The 21,140-nt window shown below is 62.6% G+C and carries 21 protein-coding genes; 18 read left to right on the plus strand and 3 right to left on the minus strand.

Going from position 1 to position 21,140, the window contains the following annotated elements; genetic code table 11:
* Window positions 1–15 precede the first annotated feature (15 nt).
* Together H6B31_RS02880 and H6B31_RS02885 are read right to left on the minus strand one after the other, a co-directional pair.
* A complete protein-coding gene (locus H6B31_RS02880) occupies window positions 16–1,383 on the minus strand; it encodes an alanine/glycine:cation symporter family protein (protein WP_243418810.1) in 1,368 nt (455 codons plus the stop codon).
* 162 nt (window positions 1,384–1,545) lie between these two features.
* Window positions 1,546–2,187: a CatA-like O-acetyltransferase gene (locus H6B31_RS02885; RefSeq protein WP_204897124.1), complete on the minus strand. Its 642-nt coding sequence runs from the start codon at window positions 2,185–2,187 to the stop codon at window positions 1,546–1,548.
* Between the two features lie 138 nt (window positions 2,188–2,325).
* On the opposite strand from H6B31_RS02885, the gene H6B31_RS02890 reads away from it, so the two are divergent.
* The 14 genes from H6B31_RS02890 (at window position 2,326) to H6B31_RS02955 (ending at window position 16,330) form a co-directional block, all read left to right on the plus strand.
* Window positions 2,326–4,689 (plus strand): endonuclease MutS2, encoded by a 2,364-nt coding sequence (locus H6B31_RS02890; protein WP_204897125.1) that lies wholly within the window; start codon window positions 2,326–2,328, stop codon window positions 4,687–4,689.
* A 280-nt stretch (window positions 4,690–4,969) separates the two neighbouring features.
* Window positions 4,970–5,233: an HPr family phosphocarrier protein gene (locus H6B31_RS02895; RefSeq protein ID WP_087286973.1), complete on the plus strand. Its 264-nt coding sequence runs from the start codon at window positions 4,970–4,972 to the stop codon at window positions 5,231–5,233.
* 979 nt (window positions 5,234–6,212) lie between these two features.
* Window positions 6,213–8,030 (plus strand): excinuclease ABC subunit UvrC, encoded by a 1,818-nt coding sequence (gene uvrC / locus H6B31_RS02900; RefSeq protein WP_204897126.1) that lies wholly within the window; start codon window positions 6,213–6,215, stop codon window positions 8,028–8,030.
* A 32-nt stretch (window positions 8,031–8,062) separates the two neighbouring features.
* Window positions 8,063–8,680 (plus strand): NUDIX hydrolase, encoded by a 618-nt coding sequence (locus H6B31_RS02905; protein ID WP_204897127.1) that lies wholly within the window; start codon window positions 8,063–8,065, stop codon window positions 8,678–8,680.
* Between the two features lie 10 nt (window positions 8,681–8,690).
* Entirely contained in the window at window positions 8,691–9,269 is a 579-nt protein-coding gene (rsmD, locus tag H6B31_RS02910; protein ID WP_275959833.1) for a 16S rRNA (guanine(966)-N(2))-methyltransferase RsmD, read from the plus strand.
* Window positions 9,266–9,763: a pantetheine-phosphate adenylyltransferase gene (gene coaD / locus H6B31_RS02915; RefSeq protein WP_087286959.1), complete on the plus strand. Its 498-nt coding sequence runs from the start codon at window positions 9,266–9,268 to the stop codon at window positions 9,761–9,763. The genes rsmD and coaD overlap by 4 nt, the downstream gene beginning before the upstream one ends.
* A gap of 2 nt (window positions 9,764–9,765) precedes the next feature.
* Window positions 9,766–10,290 (plus strand): ATP synthase subunit B family protein, encoded by a 525-nt coding sequence (locus tag H6B31_RS02920; RefSeq protein ID WP_204897129.1) that lies wholly within the window; start codon window positions 9,766–9,768, stop codon window positions 10,288–10,290.
* Between the two features lie 517 nt (window positions 10,291–10,807).
* Window positions 10,808–12,118, plus strand: coding sequence for an electron transport complex subunit RsxC (gene rsxC / locus H6B31_RS02925; protein WP_204897130.1), 1,311 nt, complete (start codon window positions 10,808–10,810; stop codon window positions 12,116–12,118).
* Entirely contained in the window at window positions 12,118–13,071 is a 954-nt protein-coding gene (locus H6B31_RS02930) for an RnfABCDGE type electron transport complex subunit D (RefSeq protein ID WP_204897131.1), read from the plus strand. Before rsxC ends, H6B31_RS02930 begins: the two co-directional genes overlap by 1 nt.
* Window positions 13,068–13,601 carry an RnfABCDGE type electron transport complex subunit G gene (locus H6B31_RS02935; RefSeq protein ID WP_087286947.1) on the plus strand — a complete coding sequence of 178 codons (534 nt, stop codon included), beginning with the start codon at window positions 13,068–13,070 and terminating at the stop codon, window positions 13,599–13,601. The genes H6B31_RS02930 and H6B31_RS02935 overlap by 4 nt, the downstream gene beginning before the upstream one ends.
* Window positions 13,602–13,617: 16 nt before the next feature.
* Complete coding sequence (rsxE, locus tag H6B31_RS02940; protein ID WP_204897132.1) at window positions 13,618–14,310, plus strand: electron transport complex subunit RsxE; 693 nt, start codon at window positions 13,618–13,620, stop codon at window positions 14,308–14,310.
* On the plus strand, window positions 14,310–14,918 hold the full coding sequence (locus tag H6B31_RS02945) for an electron transport complex protein RnfA (protein WP_087286941.1): 609 nt from the start codon (window positions 14,310–14,312) through the stop codon (window positions 14,916–14,918). The genes rsxE and H6B31_RS02945 overlap by 1 nt, the downstream gene beginning before the upstream one ends.
* A gap of 19 nt (window positions 14,919–14,937) precedes the next feature.
* On the plus strand, window positions 14,938–15,744 hold the full coding sequence (locus H6B31_RS02950; protein WP_242972653.1) for an RnfABCDGE type electron transport complex subunit B: 807 nt from the start codon (window positions 14,938–14,940) through the stop codon (window positions 15,742–15,744).
* A gap of 154 nt (window positions 15,745–15,898) precedes the next feature.
* Complete coding sequence (locus H6B31_RS02955) at window positions 15,899–16,330, plus strand: hypothetical protein (protein WP_204897133.1); 432 nt, start codon at window positions 15,899–15,901, stop codon at window positions 16,328–16,330.
* 82 nt (window positions 16,331–16,412) lie between these two features.
* On the opposite strand, the gene H6B31_RS02960 is transcribed toward H6B31_RS02955, so the two are convergent.
* Entirely contained in the window at window positions 16,413–17,804 is a 1,392-nt protein-coding gene (locus H6B31_RS02960) for a sodium-dependent transporter (RefSeq protein WP_204897134.1), read from the minus strand.
* 214 nt (window positions 17,805–18,018) lie between these two features.
* Between H6B31_RS02960 and H6B31_RS02965 the strand changes: the two genes are divergently transcribed.
* The 4 genes from H6B31_RS02965 (at window position 18,019) to H6B31_RS02980 (ending at window position 20,924) form a co-directional block, all read left to right on the plus strand.
* Window positions 18,019–18,807, plus strand: coding sequence for an inositol monophosphatase family protein (locus tag H6B31_RS02965; RefSeq protein WP_204897135.1), 789 nt, complete (start codon window positions 18,019–18,021; stop codon window positions 18,805–18,807).
* Between the two features lie 157 nt (window positions 18,808–18,964).
* Window positions 18,965–19,627 carry a redox-sensing transcriptional repressor Rex gene (locus H6B31_RS02970; RefSeq protein WP_204897136.1) on the plus strand — a complete coding sequence of 221 codons (663 nt, stop codon included), beginning with the start codon at window positions 18,965–18,967 and terminating at the stop codon, window positions 19,625–19,627.
* Entirely contained in the window at window positions 19,624–20,700 is a 1,077-nt protein-coding gene (locus tag H6B31_RS02975) for an S-layer homology domain-containing protein (RefSeq protein WP_204897137.1), read from the plus strand. Before H6B31_RS02970 ends, H6B31_RS02975 begins: the two co-directional genes overlap by 4 nt.
* 80 nt (window positions 20,701–20,780) lie before the next feature.
* Window positions 20,781–20,924 carry a hypothetical protein gene (locus tag H6B31_RS02980; RefSeq protein ID WP_204897138.1) on the plus strand — a complete coding sequence of 48 codons (144 nt, stop codon included), beginning with the start codon at window positions 20,781–20,783 and terminating at the stop codon, window positions 20,922–20,924.
* Window positions 20,925–21,140 lie beyond the last annotated feature (216 nt).

The raw sequence follows: 21,140 nt of genomic DNA on the forward strand, positions 1-21,140 counted from the left end.
TGTTTTACACGAAGGCTATTTGTCTTTGAAGTAGGTGCGGGTCAGCTGGACCACCGTGCCCGAGAGCAGCAGCAGTCCGATCAGGTTGGGAATGGCCATCATGCCGTTGAGGGTGTCGGAGATGTCCCACATCAGGCTGCCGGAGCCCACGGCGCCCACCACGCACACCAGCACGAAGGCCACCTTGAAGATCAGGTTGGCGGTCTTGCTGTTGTGGGTGAGGTAGCCCCAGCACCGCTCCCCGTAGTAGCTCCAGCCCAGGATGGTGGACAGGGCGAAGAACAGCAGGCTGATCTGGAGCACCGTGCCGCCGATGGTGCCGGGGAGGATGGCGTTGAACGCGGCGGCGGCAGCCGCGCCGTTGGAGCCGTAGGAGTTGATGTCGTTCTCCAGCACCCCGGACAGAAGCACCGCCATGGAGGTGAGGGTGCAGATGATGATGGTGTCCACAAAGACCTCGAAGATGCCCCACAGGCCCTGCTCCACCGGCTCCTTGGTGTTGGAGGCGGCGTGGGCCATGGGGGCCGAACCCAGGCCCGCCTCGTTGGAGAACACGCCCCGGGCGAAGCCCTGGCGCATCGCCACCAGAATGGCGTAGCCGAACACGCCGCCGCCCACCGCCCGGAAGCTGAACGCCTCGGTGAAGATGGAGGCCAGGACAGCGGGGACGTCGGTGATGCGCAGCAGGATGACGGACACGCCCGCCACGATGTAGAAGATGGCCATAAAGGGGACCAGGTAGGAGGCCACCTGCCCGATGCGCTTCACGCCGCCGATGACCACAAAGGCGGTGAGGATGGCCAGAAGGATGCCGGTGTACAGCGGGGGCAGGCCCACCAGGGACTGCATGGCCCCGGCGATCTCGGTGGACTGGGCGATGTTGCCGATGCCGAAGCAGGCGACGCCGCCCAGCAGGGCGAACAGCACCGCCAGCCACTTGTGCCCCGTGCCCTTTTCAATGTAGTACATAGGGCCGCCGAAGTGGGTGCCGTCCCCGTCCACCTGGCGGTACTTCACAGCCAGGACGATCTCGGCGTACTTGGTCATCATGCCGAAGAAGGCGGACACCCACATCCAGAAGACCGCCCCCGGTCCTCCGGCAAAGATGGCCCCGGTGACACCGGCGATGTTGCCCGTCCCCACAGTCCCGGCCAGGGCGGTGGATACCGCCTGGAAGGGGGTGAGGTTCTGCCCGCCAGAGGCCTTGTCCGTCTTGCGGAACAGGGAGCCCAGGGTGCTGCGCAGCATAAAGCCGAATTTGCGGGCCTGAAGGCACCCGCAGCGGACGGTGAGATAGACTCCCGTGCCAACCAGCAGGAACAGCATGATAGGACCCCAGACGATCCCGTTGATGAAACTGTTGATCTGTAAAATCAATTCCAAATAAAATTCCTCCCTCTCGATTGATGCGGCCTCCCGGGGCGGCGGAGTAAAAAACGGGCGGACCATCGGAGTCCGCCCGTATGCCGCGCCCCCGCCAATGGAAGGCGTAGACATTCCTTATTATACCGATTTCTCCCCAAAAAGCAAGAGAAAAGACGAAAATCAAAGGGCAAATGACTCCTCCGGCCGCTCCAGCAGGCCGCGCAGCTCCTCCAGCAGCAGGTGGCAGTGGTACCCGTCCGCGGCCGCGTGGTGGACCTGGAGGGTGAAGGGGAGGGTGACATCCTCCCCCTGTTCCTGGTACCTGCCCCACACGAACATGGGGCGCAGGAACATCAGGCTGGACTTGGGGTGGAAGGACACGTCGGTGTAGGAGAACCAGGGCACGCAGGAAAGAAGGATGGAGTTCTCCCGGCTGACCGTGCGGGTCCCGTCCCGCTGGAAGCGGTCCAGGTCCTCCGCCATGGCCCGGTAGAAGTCCGGGAAGGAGGGGGTATAGGCGGTGTTCAGGCTGTCCATATTGTGGGTGGCCGGGTCCAGCACCGTGTACTCCGGGTGCACCAGGTCGTAGTACCCCAGCCGTCCCTCCCGGTCATAGGCCATGCGGAACTCCTGGTGCCGGTTGACGGCGGTGGTCACCGCCCAGGTGAGGGCGGGGTAGAGGCGCAGGCCGCGTCCCCGCACATACCGGAGCAGAGAGGCGATGGACAGGGGGACGGTGAGACTGTAGCTGCAGTCCAGCTCCAGAAAGTTTTCAAAGACCGCCCGGCGGGGCCAGGTCTCCAGGTCGATGGGAGTAAACATGAGGGGTGCCTCCTCTCAAACAAATGGGGTCCTCGGCCTCAGCATACCATAAGCCCCGCCCCTTGTCAAAACGGCAAAAGTGTGAGAAAATAACCGAGATACGAACCTTATATAGGAAAGACAGGAGATAGGCAAGCTATGACGGACCTGTTTGAAAAATCCATCGTCACACTGGAGCTGCCCCGGGTTCTGGAGCAGCTCTCCGCCTGCGCCGCCACCCAGGAGGGGAAGGAGCGCTCCCTGGCCCTGCGCCCCATGACCGACCCGGACGACGTGCAGCGGGCCCTGGACGAGACCACGGCGGCAGTGAACATGCTCATCCAGCGGGGAAGCCCCGGCTTCTCCGGGGTGAAGCCGGTGGGGGCCAGCCTCCACCGGGCGGACATGGGGGGCAGCCTGAACACCCGGGAGCTGCTGGAGATCGCCGCCGTCCTCCGGTGCGCCCGCACCGCCAAGGAGTACGGGGACACCGAGGAGAAGACCCCCATCTCCCATTTATTCCGGGCCCTCACCCCCAACCGCTTTTTGGAGGACACCATCACCAACTCCATCGTGGGGGAGGACGAGCTGGCCGACTCGGCCAGCAGCGAGCTGGCCTCCATCCGCCGGCACATGCGCTCCACCGAGGCCAAGGTGCGGGAGATTTTGCAGAAGATCATCTCCTCCAACCAGTCCAAATACCTCCAGGAGTCCATCATCACTATCCGCTCCGACCGGTACGTGGTGCCGGTGAAGTCGGAGTTCAAGAACTCCATCCCCGGCCTGGTCCACGACGTGTCCTCCTCGGGTTCCACCTTCTTCATCGAGCCCATGGGGGTGGTGAAGGCCAACAACGAACTGCGGGAGCTGGCTGCCCGGGAGAAAAAGGAGATCGAGCGCATCCTGGCCGAGCTGTCCGCCCAGTGCGCCGCCCATAAGGAGGACATCTCCGAGAACTACGACCTGCTCATCTGGCTGGACACCATCTTTGCCCGGGGCAAGCTGTCCCTGAACATGGAGGCCAGCCAGCCCCGGCTGTCGGAGAAGTATTTACGCCTGCAAAAGGCGCGCCACCCCCTGCTGGACAAAAAGACGGCGGTGGCCAACGACCTGGAGCTGGGGGACAAGTTCGATACCCTGATGATCACCGGCCCCAACACCGGCGGCAAGACGGTGACGTTAAAGACCATCGGCCTGCTGACCCTTATGGCCCAGTGCGGCCTGCACATCCCCGCCGGGGCGGACTCCGCCGTCCGGGTATTTGACCGGGTGCTGGCCGACATCGGAGACGAGCAGTCCATCGCCCAGTCCCTGTCCACCTTCTCCTCCCACATGACCACCATCGTGGGCATTTTGAACGAGGCGGACGACCGCTCCCTCATCCTGCTGGACGAGCTGGGGGCGGGCACCGACCCGGTAGAGGGCGCCGCCCTGGCCGCCTCCATCATCGACAGCACCCGGAATCTGGGGGCCCTGGTGGCGGCCACCACCCACTACGCCGAACTGAAGGTGTACGCCATGACCACCCCCGGGGTGGAGAACGCCTCCTGTGAGTTCAACGTGGAGACCCTGGCCCCCACCTACCGGCTGATTTTGGGCATCCCCGGCAAGTCCAACGCCTTCGCCATCTCCCGGCGGCTGGGTTTACCGGAGTATATCATCGAAAAAGCCGCCGCCCGGCTGGACGCAGAGAACGTGCGCTTTGAGGACGTGCTCACCAAGCTGGACCAGCAGCGCCAGGAGATGGAGAAGGAGCGCACCGAGGCCAAGCGCCTGAAACTGGAGATGGAGCAGTCCGCCGCCAAGGCCAAGGAGTATCGGGACAAGCTGGAGGCCGAGCGGGCCAAGGTGGTGGAGAAGGCCCAGGCGGAGGCCCGGGCCATCATCGAGGAGGCACGGGCGGCCAGCGACCTGGCCATCTCTGAGCTCAAAGAGCTCCAGAAGCGGAAGGACCTGGACTGGCAGCAGGTGAACGATGGCCGCGCCCAGGCGAGGCATCTGCTCAACGAGGCGGAGAAGAACATCGGCGGCCCGGTCCAGGAGCCGGAGGCGCCGCCCCCCACCCGGGACGCCAAGGCGGGGGACACGGTGGAGCTGGTGTCCATGGGCACAAAGGCCACCGTACTGTCGGTGAACAAGGACGGCAGCCTGCAGCTCCAGGCCGGTATTCTGAAAATCTCCGCCAAGCAGAGCGAGGTCCGGGTGGTGGAGGGGGAGACCCAGAGCCAGAAGGATGTGCGGAAAATTATTCAGCGGGCCGAGCGCACCCTCCGCTCCGCCGCGCCCCGGGAGGTGGACCTGCGGGGGATGACCACCGACGAGGCCCTGGTGACCCTGGAGAACTTCCTGGACACCGCCATGCTGGGCAAGCTGGAGACAGTCACCGTCATCCACGGCAAGGGCACCGGCGCGGTGCGCAATGCGGTGCGCACCTATTTGAAGCGCAGCCGCTATGTGAAGTCCTTCCGTCCCGGCCGCTACGGCGAGGGTGAGGACGGCGTGACCGTGGTGGAGTTGAAGTAATGTGAGGCGTACGTGATGATCTGAAGCGGCCTGGCCGGAGCGGCGTTAAATTCAGATGCGGCCTCCCCATGAAAAACCGTTCAGCGCCTGAAATAATCCGTCATTTTGACTGTAAAACGTGGAACGTAAAACGGAAGTGTCGTACAAAAAAACGAATATCCATTCTGCTTGTAATTTTTTGCAGCGGAAAAGCATAGATTTGTGAAAAATGTCATTGACGGGAACGGGATAAATCTGGTATGCTAAAGACACAATATGACGAGTGCGGAGGTACGGTTGTATGTATAGTCAGGAAGCGGTCGTTAACAATCAGGTTGGGCTGCACGCCAGACCGGCCACGTTCTTTATCCAGAAGGCCAACGAGTTCAAGAGCGCCATCTGGGTGGAGAAGGATGAGCGGAAGGTGAATGCAAAGAGCCTGTTGGGCGTTCTGTCCCTGGGTATCGTGAAGGGCACCCCCATCAAGCTGATTGCGGATGGCCCCGATGAGAAGGAAGCGGTGGAGGCCCTGTACAAGATGATCTCCTCCGACTTTTCCGAGTAATTTCCCAAGCACCATGAAAAGGCGCCGCCATGCGGCGCCTTTTTTGATATTAGAAGCGGAGGCGGGGGAGCCTTTTGAGCCGGTATTTTTCCATGCTTTCACTCAGCCTGAGCAGGACGGGATAAAAAGCGGGCGGCCACATGGGGCCGCCCCTACAAAAATACAGCAACCTGCCCGATGAACGCCGTAGGGGCCGACGACTTTGGCGGCCCGCTAAGGGGCCTCTGCGATTCCAGAGCCCACCCTCATTCGCCTCGCATGCGCTCGGCACCTTCCCCTTGGAAGGGGGAAGGCTTAGGGGCGGCCCAGTGTGCCGCCCCTACGGTTGGAAACGGACCGGGCGTGTTGGTTCGGCAAACTCAGGCGCAGAAATGGAGCCGCACTCGCTCTAATTTTCCACTAACCCAGGGCCCAGTGGCCCGGCGGGAATTTAGGCACTCACTCAGATTTTGCGCGCCGGAAATGTTCTGCCTGACCAAAGGGGTAACCCCCGTAATGGGGGTCCTAGGGCCGACTCCCCCTGTCAGGGGGAGATGTCGCGCAGCGACAGAGGGGGTAGGGTGGGCGAATATGGACACGAAGTGTCCATCCTGAGCCGGCCCCCTAGGCCATGTTTGAAACATGTCAATATGCCCCAACGGCGGGTCTTTTTCCGCCATACTGCGTTGATTTTCCTTGCAATACACAAAGTATTGCCGCGTCAAATCGCCTTGTCTGGCGAAAAAATCCCTCGCCGTCGGGCACATTTCCAATTTTCAAACAAGGCCTAGCGGTTCTTTGGTGACTTTCTGGCCAGAAAGTCACTCGCCGCCCGCAGGCGGCGAAATCCCCCCTGCAAGAGACGAAACCGCTCTGTCATCGCCCCCTCATCCGTCACGGCTTCGCCGTGCCACCTTCCCCCCAGGGGGAAGGCTTGGGGGATGGAGCAGAGGGCGAAGTTCCCACGAATACCATAGAAAAGGAGGCAGGAAAAGCACCCATGACCTTTGACGAACTCAAAGAAAAAGCCCACAGTCTGCCTCTCAAGCCGGGCGTATACATCATGCAGGACACCCAGAGCAAGGTCATCTACGTGGGCAAGGCCAAGGCCCTGAAAAACCGGGTGAGCCAGTATTTTGCCAACCTGGCCTCCCACACGGAGAAGACCCGGGCCATGGTGTCCCAGATCGACCATTTTGACGTCATCATCGCTGACAGCGAGTTTGAGGCCCTGGTGCTGGAGAACTCTCTTATCAAGCGCCACCAGCCCCGGTACAATATCCTTTTAAAGGACGACAAGGGCTACCCCTATATCCGTCTGTCCAAGGAGGCCTACCCAAGATTTTCCCTGGCCAGCCGGGTGGCGGAGGACGGGGCCCGGTACTTCGGCCCCTACGCCAGCCGGCACAGCACCCAGAACATTTTGGACGCCCTGCGCACCGCCCTGCGCCTGCCCTCCTGCCGGAAGAAGTTTCCCCGGGACATCGGAAAGGAGCGGCCCTGCCTCAACTTCCACATGGGCAAGTGCGACGGCTACTGCCGCTCGGAAAATTTGAAGCCCCAGCACGACGAGGCCGTCGCCCAGGCGGTCTCCCTGCTGGAGGGCCGCTTTAAAGAGGTGAAGGAGGAACTCACCGCCGAGATGGAGACGGCGGCGGAGGAGCTGCGCTTTGAGAAGGCGGCGGAGATCCGGGACCGGCTGCGGGCCATCGAGCTGCTGGGGGCCCGGCAGAAGGTGGTAGCCGGTTCCCTGGCGGACACCGACGTGACGGGCTTTTTCCGGGGGACGGCCAAGAGTTGCTTTGTGGTCCTCCACTATGTGGACGGGGACCTGGCGGCCAAGGACATGGAGCTGCTGGAGACCCCCATGGAGGAGGACGAGGAGGAGGTCCTGTCCTCCCTCATCCGGGAATACTACGGGGGCCGCACCCGTCTGCCCAAGCAGATTCTGCTGCCCTGCGAGCTGTCCGACCAGGTGCCCCTCACCCGGATGCTGTCCGAACAGGTGGGGTACCGGGTGGAGCTGATCACCCCCCAGCGGGGGGCCAAGATGGACCTCATCAAGCTGGCCAATCAGAACGCCGTGGAGGAGGTGGAGCGTGCCACCACCCGGGAGGAGCGGCAGAACAAGCTGCTGGAGGCCCTGGGGAAGATGCTGGGCCTCAGCGAGACACCCCGGCGGATGGAGTCCTACGACATCTCCAACACCGGCTCCGACGACATCGTGGCCTCCATGGTGGTCTTTGAGAACGGCCGCCCCCTGAAGCGGGACTACCGGCATTTCAAGCTCAAGGACATGAACGGACCGGACGACTACGCCTCCATGGAGCAGGTGCTCACCCGGCGGTTCCGCCGGTACCTGGACGGAGACGAGAAGTTTAATACAAAACCGGATCTGCTTTTGATCGACGGCGGCGAGAACCATGTGCGGGTGGCCCAGCGGGTGCTGGAGGCCATGAACCTGGACATCCCCGCCTTCGGCATGGTGAAGGACGACCGCCACCGCACCCGGGCCCTGGTGGCCCCCGATGGCCGGGAGATCGGCATTCAGGCCATCCCGGCGGTGTTCGCCCTCATCGGGCAGATCCAGGAGGAGACCCACCGCTTTGCCATCGAGTTCAACCGCCAGCAGCGGAAGGGCCGGGTCCAGGGCTCCACCCTGGACAAGATCCCCGGGGTGGGTGAGGTGCGCCGGGCCCAGCTCTTGAAGCACTTCAAGAGCGTCAAGGCGGTGCGGGAGGCCCCACTGGAGGAGCTGGAACAGGTGGTGCCCAAGAACACCGCCCAGGCGGTGTACCACTACTTTCGAGAGAATTAGATTTTGAAGTTTGAAACGGAGATGGGCGGTCTATGAAGCACGGCGAACAGTGGCTCTCCTGGGCCTCAGAGCTCCAGAGCCTGGCCCAGGCGGGACTGTACTATGGAAGGGATAAGTTTGACCTGGAGCGGTACGCCCGCATCCGGGAGATCGCCGCAGAGATGGTGGCGCATCAGGCGGACCTGCCCCTGGAGCAGGTCAAGGGGTGGTTCTGCAACGAGACGGGCTACCAGACCCCCAAGCTGGCCACCCGGGCCGCCGTCTTTCAGGGGGAGCGCATCCTGCTGGTGAAGGAGCCCAAAGGCTGGGCCCTGCCCGGGGGCTGGGTGGACGCGGACGTCTCAGTGAAGGAAAACACGGTGAAAGAGGTGCGGGAGGAGGCCGGCCTGGAGGTGCGGGCCGACCGGGTCATTGCCCTCCAGGACGGGGAAAACCACCACGAGACGGTCTACCCCTGGAAGGTGTGCATCGTGTTTGTCCTGTGCACCCTCCTGGGCGGGGAGTTCCGGGAGAACCTGGAGACCAGCGAGAGCGGCTGGTTCTCCCTAAACGAGCTGCCCGAGCTGGACCTGGAGAAGACCACCCCGGAGCAGCTCCGGATGTGCTTTGAGGCCCGCAGGGCGGAGCACTGGGAGACCAGACTCGAGTGAAGTTCATGCCATGAAAGGAAGATCAGATATGCGTGTGATTTCCGGTTCCGCCCGCGGGCGGCGGTTGAACGAATTGCAGGGGATGGAGACCCGCCCCACCACCGACCGGGTGAAAGAGGCCCTGTTCAATATCGTACAGTTTGAGGTCCCCGGCCGGGACATTCTGGATCTGTTCGCCGGTACCGGCCAGCTGGGTATCGAAGCCCTGTCCCGGGGGGCGGCCCGGTGCACCTTCGTTGACCAGCGGAAGGATGCGGCCGCCCTGGTCCGGGAGAATTTGAAGCTCACCGGCCTGACCGGGCAGGGGAAGGTGGTCCAGGGGGACTCCATCTCCTACCTCATGTCCTGCCGGGAAAAATTCCATGTGATCTTCCTGGACCCGCCCTACCAGAGCGGCCTTCTGGAGCAGGCCATGGAGACCATCGCGGCATTTGACATTCTCCGGGAACATGGTATAATGATTTGCGAAAGTCCGCTGGAACAGGTGCTGCCCGACTTATCTCAGCCCTATGAGCGTGGAAAAGACTACCGGTACGGAAAGATCAAGCTGACGGTGTACCGGAGAAACGGAGGGGAGCGCCGTCCATGAAGACTGCCATTTACCCTGGAAGCTTTGACCCGGTGACCCTGGGTCATCTGAACATCATCAAGCGGGCCGCCGCCTGCTTTGACCGCCTGATCGTCTGTGTGATGATCAACTCTAAAAAGCAGGGGATGTTTACCCCGGAGGAGCGGGTGGAGCTGCTGAAAAAGGCCACCGCCCGGTTCCCCAACGTGGAGGTGGACTACTCCGAGGGGCTGCTGGCCGCCTACGCCAAGCGCCGCCGGGCTCACGTGGTGGTCAAGGGCCTGCGGGCCGTGTCCGACTTTGAGCAGGAGGTCCAGATGGCGGTCATCAACCGGAAGCTGAACCCCGGTCTGGAGACCATGTTCCTGGCCTCCAGCGAGAAATATACATACCTGAGCTCCACCATCGTCAAGGAGATGGCCCGGTACGGGGCCGACCTGGGAGAGTTTTTGCCCCGGGAGATCGTAGACGATGTGAACCGGAGAATGCAGGAACTGCAGGAAAGGAAGGATTGACCATGGCAAGCGGAGTGGAAGAGCTGCTGGACATGTTGTTTGATATGGTGGACGAGGCGAAGAACGTGCCTTTGTCCAGCGACCGGTGCATGATCGAGCGGGACCGGGCTCTGGACCTGATCGACGACATCCGGGCCCAGTTCCCGGTGGAGCTGTCCGAGGCCAAGAAGGTGATGGCCAGCCGGGCGGATCTGATCGCCTCCGCCAAACGGGAGGCCGAGGCCATCCGCCGTCAGGCGGAGGAGAAGGCCAAGCAGATGCTCTCGGAGGAGACCATCCTCCTCCAGGCCAAGCAGCGGGCCAACGAGCTGATGCAGCAGGCGGAGGACCGCAGCCGGGAGCTGAAGCGCTCGGCCAACGAGTACTGTGAGGACGCCCTGCGCCGCACCGAGGAGGCGGTGGCCGAGGCCTACAACGAGATCAAGCAGTCCCGGGCCCGGTTCCGGGCGGCGGCCAGCTCCACATCGGCGGGACAGGCCTCCTCCGGCGGCCGCCCCATGTACGACGCGGCGGCGGACGAGGACTGAGAGAATCTCCGTCAGACATTATGATAGGATACGGTTGAGAATGCGGACCGGCACAGAGGCGCCCTCTGTGCCGGTCCGTCTGTCTGCGGACGGCGGAACCGGGAGGAAAACCGCTGAAATTTCTTCAAAAAATGTGAGAATTTTTTGGAGCAAAAGGATGCAATCTGGGAAAAGAACGATTGCATTTTCGGCAAAAAGGGTGTATGATAAAAGCCAATGATTGCCCCCGCCTGTGGGGCAATCCGCGGTCAGCGGCCGCACAGCTCCGAGACGGCTGGAGGGCGCTCCGCTCCGGGAGGACCGGCGGGGCGTGCCAGGAAAACCGACGGTTTTTCACACAAGGGGAGAGACCGGCGGGTTTTGCTGTGCCGTGGAGGGGCCCAAAATTGCAGAGAACGGATCTAGGGAGGGCTGAAAAGAAGGGCCGGACCGAGCTCCCGTGGGAGAGTGGAGCGCCGGCAGGAGAGATACGATTATTTATTCCCAGCGATTGCAGTATAGGGAGGTTGAAATCCGAATGAGCAAATTTCTCAAACGCTCTGCGCAGGGCGCGGGCGTGCCGCATGAGAAGCGGACCGCCGGCCTTGAGACGGTGGCCATGCCGCTTCCGTCAAAGATCGTCCTGTCTATGAACCAGCACATCGGCGCTCCGGCGGCCCCTGTGGTGGCGAAGGGCGATCAGGTGTACGTAGGTACCGTGGTAGGCAAGGCGGGGGGCTTCGTGTCCTCCGATATCCACTCCGGCGTGTCGGGTACCGTCGCTGAGATCTCCACCATGGTGGGGTCCAACGGGTCGACCCAAACCACCGTGGTCATCACCCCGGACGGGGAGCAGAAGGTGGACCCCTCCATCGCTCCCCCCCAGGTCACAGACTTCAAGTCCTTCACGGACGCCATCCGCGCCAGCGGCCTGGTGGGCCTGGGCGGCGCCGGCTTCCCCACGGCGGTGAAGCTGTCCCCCAAGAACCTGGATGAGATTGACACCCTTCTCATCAACGGCGCCGAGTGTGAGCCCTATATCACCTCGGACCACCGGTGCATGCTGGAGGACACCCACTTCATCCTCAGCGGCATCAAGGCCGTGATGAAGTATCTGAACATCCCCAAGTGCATCATCGGCATCGAGGGCAATAAGCCCGACGCCATCGCCAAGATGCAGTCCGCCATCGACGTGGCCGGCATTGAGGTCAAGCAGCTGCCCTGCCGCTACCCCCAGGGCGCTGAGAAGGTGCTCATTGAGACCTGCACCGGCCGGGAAGTTCCCTTCCCCGGCCTGCCCTCCGACGTGGGCGTGATCGTGATGAACGTCACCTCCACCGCCTTTGTGGGCAAGTACTTAGAGACCGGCATGCCCCTGACCACCAAGCGCCTCACCGTGGACGGCGACATCGTCAAGGAGCCCAAGAATGTGGAGGTCATCATCGGCACCCCCATCCAGGAGCTGCTGGACTTCTGCGGCGGCCTCACCGCCCAGCCGGGCAAGGTGCTGTACGGCGGCCCCATGATGGGCACCTGTGTGGCCAGTCTGGATCAGCCCATTCTGAAGAACAACAACGCCGTTCTGGCCTTTTCCGAGGCGTGGGCCCATCTGCCCAAGAAGACCAACTGCATCCACTGCGGCCGGTGTGTCAACGCCTGTCCCCTGGGTCTGGCGGCCAAGGACATTGTCAAGGCCTATGAGAAGGGCGATGTGGAGCAGCTCCAGGAGCTCAACGCCGATCTGTGCATGAGCTGCGGCACCTGTTCCTTTGTCTGTCCCGCCAAGCGGCCTCTGGCCCCCTCCATTGCCCTGGCAAAGATCCTCATGAAGAATGGAGGTAAGAAGTGATGGACAACAATAAGCTGATCGTAACCGCGGCCCCCCACATCACCAGCACCGACACCACCCAGAAGATCATGCAGCGGGTGTGCCTGGCCCTGTGCCCCACCCTGATCGCCTCGGTGATTATCTTCGGCATCAACGCCCTGATCCTGGTGGCTGTGACCGTGGTGGCCTGCGTCTTCTTTGAGTGGGGCTACTGCAAGCTCATGCACCGGGAGAACCCCACCGGCGACTTCTCCGCCGTGGTCACCGGCATGCTGCTGGCCTTCAATATGCCCGCCACCCTCCCCTGGTGGATGGCCATTGTGGGCGCCTTCATCGCCATTGTGGTGGTCAAGCAGCTCTTCGGCGGCCTGGGCTACAACTTCGCCAACCCCGCCATCGTGGGCCGTATCGCCATGGCCATGGGCTTTGCCGGGGCCATGTCCAACTACCCCCATCCAGTGAACGACATTGACGCCTTCGCCTCCGCCACCCCCCTGGCCGTGGCCGGGCAGGTGGGCTCTGACAGCTACCTGACCCTGCTGCTGGGCACCCACGGCGGCGTGCTGGGCGAGACCTGCGCCATCACCATCCTGGTGGGCGGCCTCTTCCTCATCGGCACCAAGGTCATCAGCCCCACCATCCCCGTGACCTATCTGGCCACCGTGGCGGTGCTGTCCCTGGTGGCGGGAGAGGACCCCATCTATCAGCTGCTCTCCGGCGGCCTGCTGCTGGGCGCCTTCTTCATGGCCACCGACTATGTGACCTCGCCCACCACCACCAAGGGCAAGCTGATCTTCGGCCTGGGTCTGGGCATCATCACCTGCGCCATCCGGTTCCTGGGCACCATGGCAGAGGGCGTGTCCTTCTCCATCCTGCTGATGAACCTGACCGTCCCCTACATTGAGGTTCTCACCCGTCAGGACCGCCTGGGCATCGCCAAAGTCAAGAAGAACAAGGAGGGTGCCGGGAAATGAACAACTGGAATCGTATTTGGAAACCCATCGTGGTGCTTTCTTTGATCTGCGTGGTGGTGACCGGTGCTCTGGCTGCCACCAATGAGGTGACCGCTCCTATTATTGAAGAGGCGACCATCGCCGCGGAGAACGCCGCCCGTGCCGAGGTGCTCCCTGAGGCTGACAGCTTCAGCCCCGTGGAGGGCATCACTGTGGAGGGCGTGTCCGCCGTCTACACCGCCGACAACGGCGCCGGCGCCGCCATCACCGCCTCCGCCAAGGGCTACGGCGGCGACGTGGTGATCATGGTGGGCATCAACGCCGACGGCAACATCGAGGGCATCACCGTCACCCAGCAGACCGAGACCAAGGGTATCGGCAGCAACGTGGTGGACAACCCCGAGTATCTGGCCCAGTACAGCGGCCTGTCCGCCGCCGAGCCTCTGGTGCTCAACGAGGACGTGGACGCCCGTACCAGCGCCACCGTCTCCAGCACTGCGGTCATCAATGCGGTGAACGCCGCCATTGAGGCCTACAATCAGATTCCTTGAAAGGCGGTGAGTTGAGATGAGCAGCAACAATAAGCTGAAAGTATTTACCAACGGTTTTCTGAAAGAAAACCCCGTATTGGTGCTCGTCCTGGGCACCTGTCCCACTCTGGCCACGTCTACCATGGCCTCCAACGGCATCGGCATGGGCCTGGCGGCCACCTTCGTGCTGGTGTGTTCCAACATCGTCATCTCCGCTCTGCGGAAGATCATCCCCAATCAGGTGCGTATCCCCTGCTACATCACCGTCATCGCCGGCTTCGTGTCGGTGGTGCAGATGCTGGTCAAGGCCTTTGTGCCCGCACTGGATACGGCCCTGGGCGTGTACCTGCCCCTGATCGTGGTGAACTGCATCATTCTGGGCCGCGCCGAGATGTTCGCCTCCAAGAACGGCATCGTGGACTCCGCTCTGGACGGACTGGGCATGGGCCTTGGCTTCATGCTCACCCTGACCATCATGGGCACCATCCGTGAGATCCTGGGCTCCGGCACCTGGATGTCCGGTTTGGACGGCCTGTTCCCCTTCCTGCCCGAGGGCTTTGCCATTCAGGTTCTGCCTGAGTCCATCGACCCCTTCACCATTATGACCAGCGCCCCCGGCGGCTTCTTTATCTTCGGCGTGATGATGGCGGCGGCCACCTGGCTGACCACCCGCCCCAAGAAGGAGAAGGCCTCCGTCCCCGCTGAGGCTGCGGAAGGAGGGAATGCATAATGGCTGTTGAGCTTGCTGTTATCTTTTTCTCCATGATCCTGGTGGACAACTACGTGCTGGTCCAGTTCCTGGGCATCTGCCCCTTCCTGGGCGTGTCCAAGCGGCTGGACAGCGCGGTAGGCATGTCCCTGGCCGTCACCTTCGTCATGGTGCTGGCCACCGCGGCCACCTGGCCCATTCAGATGTTCCTGCTGACCCCGGAGAGCGGCGCGTGGGATATGGGCTATCTCCAGACCATCGTGTTCATCCTGATCATCGCTGTGCTGGTGCAGCTGCTGGAGAGCATCCTGAAGAAGTACATCCCCGCCCTGTACAAGTCTCTGGGCGTGTATCTGCCTCTGATCACCACCAACTGCACCATCCTGGGTGTGACCGTGCTGAACATCGACAACGGCTATGACTTCCTGGAGAGCATCGTCTGCGCCGCCGGCGCCGGCATCGGCTATCTGGTGGCCATGGTGCTGTTCTCCGGCGTGCGCCGCCGGGTGGAAGAGGCTATGCCTCCCAAGTGCTTCAAGGACCTGCCCATCACCCTGGTTGCCGCGGCGATGGTCTCCCTGTCCTTCATGGGCTTCGGCGGTATCGTCGAGAACATCTTCGGCGTCTGATAGGAGGGGGAGATAGAGTATGGATATGCAGATGATTCTGATGGCGGTGGTGCTGGTTACGGTGATCGGCCTGATCGGTGCGGTCATTCTGGTGGTTGCCTCCATCGTCATGTACGTCCCTGTGGATGAGCGGGTGGAGCAGATCACCGGCGTGCTGGCCGGGGCCAACTGCGGCGCCTGCGGCTGCGCGGGCTGCGCCGACTACGCCAAGAGCATCGTGGAAGAGGGGAACGGCATCAACAAGTGCATCCCCGGCGGCGCGAAAACCGCCGCGGCCATCGCTGAGATCATGGGTGTGGAAGCGGGAAGCATGGTGCCGATGAAGGCCGTTGTGGCCTGCTCCGGCACCTGTGAGAAGACCTCCAAGCGCTACACCTTCGAGGGTATCTCCAGCTGCCAGGCCGTCAAGGGCCTGTACGGCGGCGACGGGGCCTGCGCCTACGGCTGCCTGGGCTACGGGGACTGCACCCGGGCCTGCGCCTTCGACGCCATCCACATTGAGAACGGCATCGCCAAGGTGGACCGGGAGAAGTGCACCGGCTGCGGCGCCTGCGCCGCCGTGTGCCCCAACCACGTCATCGAGGTGGTGCCTGAGCACAAGCGCAAGCCTGTGGTCCTCTGCCAGAACAAGGACAAGGGCGCCCAGACCCGGAAGGCCTGTACCGCGGGCTGCATCGGCTGCATGAAGTGCGCCAAGGCCTGCCCCAGAGAGGCCATCACCGTGGAGAACAATGTGGCCTACATCGATCAGGAGAAGTGTGTGGGCTGCCAGCTGTGCGTGAAGGAGTGCCCCGTGGGGGTCATCCACGTGCCCGCTGCCATGTAAGATTCTCTCAGAGATTACAAAAACCCAGACCCATATTGGGTCTGGGTTTTTCTATGTTTTGGACATAGGCGGTCTGCTTGCAATACCGGTGGGAATGCGGTATGCTGAGGACAGAAGATTGGGGCGGCGCAGCCGCGGAAAGGGGAGAGGGGCCGTGGAGACCATAGTCCGAAAGGAGCGGACAGCGGAGCCGCCGTACAGCCTGCACGATGCGTATCTGATGGAGCTTGTGCCGGAGGGGGCCTCTGTCCGGCTTTGTTTTCAGGGGGGATACCTGCGGGTGGAGGATGCCTGCCAGGTGGACGGCGACGTCCGGATCACCGGGGTGGACTGGAGGTTCTGCCATGCCTATGTCCTGGAGTACCAGGACGTCCTCTGCGGCAACTTTGGCAGCTTCACCGGGCGGAAAATGCCTATTACGGAGTTTTTGGAGCGCTATCCCGGCGGGACGGTGGATGTGATGGACGAGATGTACGGATACAATCAGGCATGGATCAGCGGATTTCTGAATTATGGGCCAAAGTGCTATGAAATCCAGCTGGAGTTTTATTATGCCGGCGACTTCTGCTATCTGCTGCGGGAATAAAAAACGCTCCCCGGGGCTTCGGTTTGACCGAAGAACCCGGGGAGCATTTTTATGACAACGTACTGGCGTGCGGCAAGGCGTCTCAGCCGCCGAACTTGTCCCAGTAGCCCATGACAAAAATGACCAGGACGATCACCGGCAGGATATATGTAAAGTAGATCCGGAACCGGGCGGGGAAGCGGATGCCCTGGCCCTGGTCCACCTCCGCCAGGAAACGGTCGAAACCCCAGCCGTACTTGGAGGAGGTGCAGCAGAACAGCAGGTAGATTACCGAACCGATGGGCAGCAGGTTGTTGCTCACCAGGAAGTCCTCGAAATCCATGATGCTCATGCCCAGAATGTGCACGCCGCTCCACAGGTTGTTGCCCAGCAGGCAGGGCAGGCTCAGCAGAAGGATGAGCACCAGATTGGCGGCCACCGCCTTGCCCCGGGAGATGTTCCACCGGTCCATCCAGCAGGCCAGGATGTTCTCAAACACCGCAGTGACCGTGGACAGGGCGGCAAAGAACAGGAACACGAAGAACAGCGCCCCCCACAGCCGCCCGCCGGGCATGGAGTTGAACACGTTGGGCAGGGTGACGAAGATCAGATTGGGGCCGGAGTCCGGATTGACTCCGAAGGCGAAGGCGGCGGGGAAGATGATCAGGCCGGAGGTGAAGGCCACGAAGGTGTCCAGAATGCCCACGTTGATGGCCTCGCCGAACAGTCTCCGCTCCCGGCCGATGTAGCTTCCAAAGATGGCCATGGCGCCGATGCCCAGGCTCAGGGTGAAGAAGGCCTGGCCCATGGCGTCATAGACCGCCCGGAACAGGCGGAAATTTCCTTCGGCGTCGTACATCAGGTTGTGGAAATTGGGGACCAGGTAGAATTTCAGTCCCTCCACCGCGCCGGGCAGGCTCAGTGCCCGCACCGCCAGCACTACCAGCAGGGCCAGCAGACAGAGCATCATGGCCTTGTTGGCCTTCTCCACGCCGTTTTTCAGGCCGCGGCTGCACACCACCATGCCCAGGATTACCACCAGGGCCATGAACAGCAGCTGAATTCCCACATCCTGGGTCTGCATGGCGGTAAAGGCCTCGCTGACCTGGGCGGTGGTCATGCCCTCAAACTGACCGGCGGCCACCTTAAAGAAGTAGAGAATCAGCCAGCCGGCAATGGTGGTGTAGAACATCATCAGAAGGTAATTGCCCGCCATGCCGAACCAGCCGTACCAGTGCCATTTGGAGCCCTTGGGCTCCAGCTCCTGGAAGGACATGGTGATGCTCTTGCGGCTGGCCCGGCCCACGGAGAATTCCATGGACATGATGGGCAGACCCATGATGAGCAGGAACATGATATAGATGACCACAAAGGCGGCGCCGCCGTACTGCCCTACGATGTAGGGGAACCTCCATACGTTGCCCAGGCCGATGGCACATCCGGCGGAGATGAGCACAAATCCCAGGCGGGAGGCAAATGTTTCTCGTTCTTTCACAATGAGAACTCCTTCCCTCTTTTACAGACGTTGCCGCATCATGAAACCGCTTCGCGGTCAATGCAGCAGACACTATCATAGCTTATTTCCATGGCGCTGTCAATTCGCCGGCGGGTTTCTGCAAGGACAGACGGAATGAAAATGGAGAAAAAACTTGACAGACGGTCCAAAATGTGGTTTGCTGGAGGGACGAAACGAGGAGGAAGGACAAGTTATGGAGCGATTTGCCTTAGCGCGGGAGCTGGTCTTGCAGGCCGGCGCCGCATTGCGGGAGAGCCGCCTGCGGGAGGATGAGATCCAGCACAAGAGCGGGTACCAGGATCTGGTGACCCGGTGGGACAAGGAGACGGAGCAGTTCCTCCGCCGGGGGATTTCAGAGGCGTTCCCCCAGGATATCATCGTGGGGGAGGAGTACCCCGCCGCCAACGAGGGTGCGGAGGGCTGCACCTGGTACCTGGACCCCATCGACGGCACCACAAACTTTGTCAGCCAGCACCGGAACTACGCCGTGTCCGTGGGGTGCTGGAGGGGGGAGGAGCCCCTGTTCGGCCTGGTGCTGGACGTGGAGCGGCCCGCCCTATACTGGGCTGAGGCGGGGAGCGGGGCCTTCCGGGACGGCACCCCCCTCCACACCTCCCGCCGGCGGGAGGTGCAGGAGCTGCTGATGACCGTCCCCGGGGTGCCCCGCACCCTGCTGAATCCCCACCCCCGTCAGGAGGGACTGCTCCGGCTGGCCCGGGAGGTCCGGGGAGTGCGGAGCCTGGGCTCGGTGGCCCTGGAGCTGTGCGCCCTGGCGGCGGGGGAGGCCGATCTGTTCGTGACCCTGCGGTCCTGTCCCTGGGATCACAACGCCGGCCGGATCATCCTGGCCGAAGCCGGGGGAAGCCTGTGCGATCTGGAGGGGGAATTCCTCCCCCTGGACCGGCGCACCCCCGTCCTGGCGGCCAACGCCCCGGAGACGCTGCGCCTGGTGCGGGAGCGGTATCTGGGCGCAGCAGAATAAACCACTGGCATCGGAAAAAGGACCGCCGCGGAAGAGATCAGCCGCGGCGGTCCTCTCGCTGCCCCGGCGCCTGCCCCAAAATCCGGGGTTTGACAGGGAGGGCGAGTTCGAGTAAACTACTGTTATGGAAAATACATCAGAAAGAAGGGGGGAGCCTATGAAGCGGAATTCCAAGGTATCCACAGCGGTCATCCGCCGACTGCCCCGCTATTACCGCCAGCTCTCCGAGCTGCAGCGCAAGGGGGTGGTCCGCATCTCCTCCAGCGCCCTGGGCAAGTCCATGGGGCTGACCGCCTCCCAGATCCGGCAGGACCTGTTCTGCTTCGGCGGGTTCGGCCAGCAGGGCTACGGCTATAAGGTGGACGGGCTCAAGGAGCAGATCGGGGAGATCCTGGGGATCAACCGGGGCCACACCATTGTGGTGCTGGGGGCGGGCAACCTGGGCCGGGCCCTCATTGAAAACTTCAAATTTTCCAGCAACGGCTTTCAGCTGCTGGCCGCCTTTGACGTGCAGGAGCGCACCGTGGGCACGCAGATTGCCGGCGTGCCGGTGTATCACGCCGACACGCTGGAGGCGTTCCTGGCAGAGCACCCGGTCAATGTGGGCCTGCTGACGGTGCCCAAGTCCGCCGCCCAGTGTATGGGGGAGCGGCTGGTGGCCGCCGGCGTCCGGGGCATCTGGAACTTTACCAACTACGAGGTGGCCTTTCCCGGCTCTGACGTGGTGGTGGAGAGCGTCCACTTCTCCGACAGCCTGCTGGCGCTCAGCTATATGATCTCCCAGCGGGAGGACGAGGAAGAGGAGGGAGACGCCACATGAGACGGCCCAAATTCCGCCTGGCCCTGTGCGCGGCCGGGCTGGCGGCGGCGCTGGCCGGGGGAGCGCTGGCCCTGGGAAACGGGGACAGCCTGATCTCCCTGAGCTATCTCACCGATACATTTCTCCCCAGCGCCCAGAGCCAGCTGGAGGAGATCCAGAACGACGCCATGCAGGAGGCCTACGACCAAGCGGCCGCCCAGCTCCAGGGGGGAACCGGCACGAGCGGCCTGTACAGCGCCGATTTTCAAAGCCGTACCTTCTCCCAGGGGGACACCATCACCCTGCCCACCGGCTCCGGCCTGATGATCTACGGGGGGACCGGGGAGCTGGCCCACAGCGGCGCGGTCATCGACGTGACCGACGGGACCACGGTGCCCTCCGGGACCCGGCTGACGGCGGGACACCGCTACCTGGTGGGGGAGGACACCTCCGCCGCCCTGGCGGTGCGCTCCGGCGTGATGTATCTGGGGCTCCAGGGGAGCTACACCTTTACGGATGCCGGGAAGCAGTCCCTGCCCTTTGTGGATGTGGCACAGGGGGACTGGTATGAGAACGCGGTGGAGTACGCCTACACCAACGGTCTGTTCTCCGGCACCAGTGCCGACGCCTTCTCACCGAACCTGACGATGAACCGGGCCATGCTGGTGACGGTGCTGTACCGCCTGGCGGGTTCGCCGGAGGAGGAGCTGAACAGCGCCCAGGCCAGCTTCTGGGATGTGGCCGCGGACAGCTGGTACGCCCCCTATGTGCGCTGGGGCTATGTCCAGGGAGTCACCGCCGGCACCGGAGAGGGCTCCTTCGGCCCGGAGCAGAGCATTACCCGCCAGCAGCTTCTGGTGATGCTCCACAGCTTCGCCCGGCAGTACCTGGGGCTGACCCTCACCGGCGGGGCGGATCTGTCCCAATACAGCGACGGAGGACAGACGGCCTCCTGGGCCCAGGAGGCCGTGTCCTGGGCGGCGGCCAACCAGCTCATCGTCCCCTCCAGCGACGGGACCATCCGGCCGCAGGATCCGGCCAGCCGGGCAGAGGTAGCTGCCATTCTGATGAAATTTGACAGCCTCTATCTGTAACCCTTTCCTTCCCAGTACATAGGATGGACTGAGCACGGCGGAGAGCCGTCTCAGACTTCATAACGGGAGGTACTTCATCAATGGGGTGCTGCAATAACGGCTTTGGCGGCGGAGGCTGCCTGTGGATCATTATTTTGATTCTCATTCTGTGCTGCTGCTGTGGGAACGGCTGGAGCGGAAACGGCTGCGGCAATGGCTGCGGCTGCAACAACGGCTGCTGCTGACCGGACACGACATCCGAAGACGCGGTCCATCGGAGCGGAACTGCCTGGGCCGCGCGGAAGGTACAGAAAGCCACTGGAAGAATATAGAGGATTTGATGGAGAGGCGCCGCTGCAGCGGCGCCTCTCCGGTTTTGAGCCGGAGGTGGGTATGACTGCCGGAGGTAGTATAGCGGTCAATCCTCCGTTGCCCGTGAAAAAGGAACGTCTTACAGGGGG

The sequence above is a fragment of the Pseudoflavonifractor capillosus genome (genome assembly GCF_016899775.1).
Lineage (GTDB): Bacteria > Bacillota > Clostridia > Oscillospirales > Oscillospiraceae > Lawsonibacter.

Bases quoted from the DNA above. Each gene is read 5' to 3' on its own strand.
- H6B31_RS02885 (WP_204897124.1), bottom strand. From the start codon at position 2,187: ATGTTTACTCCCATCGACCTGGAGACCTGGCCCCGCCGGGCGGTCTTT.
- H6B31_RS02890 (WP_204897125.1), top strand. From the start codon at position 2,326: ATGACGGACCTGTTTGAAAAATCCATCGTCACACTGGAGCTGCCCCGG.
- H6B31_RS02895 (WP_087286973.1), top strand. From the start codon at position 4,970: ATGTATAGTCAGGAAGCGGTCGTTAACAATCAGGTTGGGCTGCACGCC.
- uvrC (WP_204897126.1), top strand. From the start codon at position 6,213: ATGACCTTTGACGAACTCAAAGAAAAAGCCCACAGTCTGCCTCTCAAG.
- H6B31_RS02905 (WP_204897127.1), top strand. From the start codon at position 8,063: ATGAAGCACGGCGAACAGTGGCTCTCCTGGGCCTCAGAGCTCCAGAGC.
- rsmD (WP_275959833.1), top strand. From the start codon at position 8,691: ATGAAAGGAAGATCAGATATGCGTGTGATTTCCGGTTCCGCCCGCGGG.
- coaD (WP_087286959.1), top strand. From the start codon at position 9,266: ATGAAGACTGCCATTTACCCTGGAAGCTTTGACCCGGTGACCCTGGGT.
- H6B31_RS02920 (WP_204897129.1), top strand. From the start codon at position 9,766: ATGGCAAGCGGAGTGGAAGAGCTGCTGGACATGTTGTTTGATATGGTG.
- rsxC (WP_204897130.1), top strand. From the start codon at position 10,808: ATGAGCAAATTTCTCAAACGCTCTGCGCAGGGCGCGGGCGTGCCGCAT.
- H6B31_RS02930 (WP_204897131.1), top strand. From the start codon at position 12,118: ATGGACAACAATAAGCTGATCGTAACCGCGGCCCCCCACATCACCAGC.
- H6B31_RS02935 (WP_087286947.1), top strand. From the start codon at position 13,068: ATGAACAACTGGAATCGTATTTGGAAACCCATCGTGGTGCTTTCTTTG.
- rsxE (WP_204897132.1), top strand. From the start codon at position 13,618: ATGAGCAGCAACAATAAGCTGAAAGTATTTACCAACGGTTTTCTGAAA.
- H6B31_RS02945 (WP_087286941.1), top strand. From the start codon at position 14,310: ATGGCTGTTGAGCTTGCTGTTATCTTTTTCTCCATGATCCTGGTGGAC.
- H6B31_RS02950 (WP_242972653.1), top strand. From the start codon at position 14,938: ATGGATATGCAGATGATTCTGATGGCGGTGGTGCTGGTTACGGTGATC.
- H6B31_RS02965 (WP_204897135.1), top strand. From the start codon at position 18,019: ATGGAGCGATTTGCCTTAGCGCGGGAGCTGGTCTTGCAGGCCGGCGCC.
- H6B31_RS02970 (WP_204897136.1), top strand. From the start codon at position 18,965: ATGAAGCGGAATTCCAAGGTATCCACAGCGGTCATCCGCCGACTGCCC.
- H6B31_RS02975 (WP_204897137.1), top strand. From the start codon at position 19,624: ATGAGACGGCCCAAATTCCGCCTGGCCCTGTGCGCGGCCGGGCTGGCG.
- H6B31_RS02980 (WP_204897138.1), top strand. From the start codon at position 20,781: ATGGGGTGCTGCAATAACGGCTTTGGCGGCGGAGGCTGCCTGTGGATC.